This is a genomic window from Wolbachia endosymbiont of Drosophila incompta (assembly GCF_001758565.1).
GTDB classification, from domain to species: Bacteria; Pseudomonadota; Alphaproteobacteria; order Rickettsiales; family Anaplasmataceae; genus Wolbachia; species Wolbachia pipientis.
In genome coordinates, this window is sequence record NZ_CP011148.1 from 106,863 (window position 1) to 107,860 (window position 998).

Sequence of the window (998 nt, forward strand, 5' to 3'; positions counted from 1 at the left end):
TTTAAAAAAAAGCCCTGGCCAGTCAAAAAGAGTAAAATATTTTTTTATAAAAGAGTATAGTAACTGCTATAAAGTACAGGAATTATGTAGGATTTTCTGCTAGTGGCTACTATAAGTGGACCACAAGAAAAATAAGCAGTAGAGAATCAGCAAATAAAGAGCTACTCGCAGCTATTCAAAAAATATATCAAGTTTCTAAATGTAGATATGGAGCTCCTAAAATTCATGCTGAATTGAAGGCTTTNTATACCACTAATTAAACTTAAACGACGTGCAAAGTATTATGCAGAAAAATGGTATTCAGGCTATATTGAGAAGAAAATTTAAAATTAAGAAACAACAAACGGACAGTAGCTCCCAATATATTAGACCAAAACTTTATTGTCGATCAACCAAATAAAGTATGGGATTACTTATATAAAAACCAAAGAAGGATGGCTATATTTGGCAACAATAATCGATCTATATTCACGCATGGTAGTTAATGAGCAGTTCAATAAATAAACAATTGGTTATGGACTCTTTATTAATGGCCGTTAACAAGCGTAAACCTGCCAAAAATCTACTATTACATAGTGATCAAGGTTCACAATATACTTCGCAAGGTTATCAATATCTCTTATCCATAAAAAACATAGATGAGTTATAAAGGTTGTTGTTACGACAATTCTGTTGTGGAAAGCTTCTTCAGTTCTCTAAAAAGGGAGTTACCAATAGACACCTCTCGGCACTCTAAACAGCATATCAAAACTGCTATATTTGAATATATAGAAATTTTTTATAACAAACAACGTCACTATTAACTATTGCATTCCTGAGCATTTTGATTCATCATTCTCTTTGTGAAAAACATTCCAAACTTTCTCTCCACTTTTTCTGGGTAAGGTCAGTCAAACCTCCATTTTTTTTATATCAATTTATTACTTTTTTTTCGGTTTGACACACTTTTTTGAACATTCCCAACGAAAAAAGAAAAACAAGGTTTAATTTTCTTTTTT

At 31.1% G+C, this 998-nt stretch carries 1 pseudogene (only partly in view); it reads left to right on the forward strand.

From position 1 onward, the window contains the following. Nucleotides 1–846 (forward strand): annotated as a pseudogene (locus tag WG67_RS07970) (IS3 family transposase) (it extends 250 nt beyond the left edge of the window). Nucleotides 847–998: the final 152 nt, after the last annotated feature.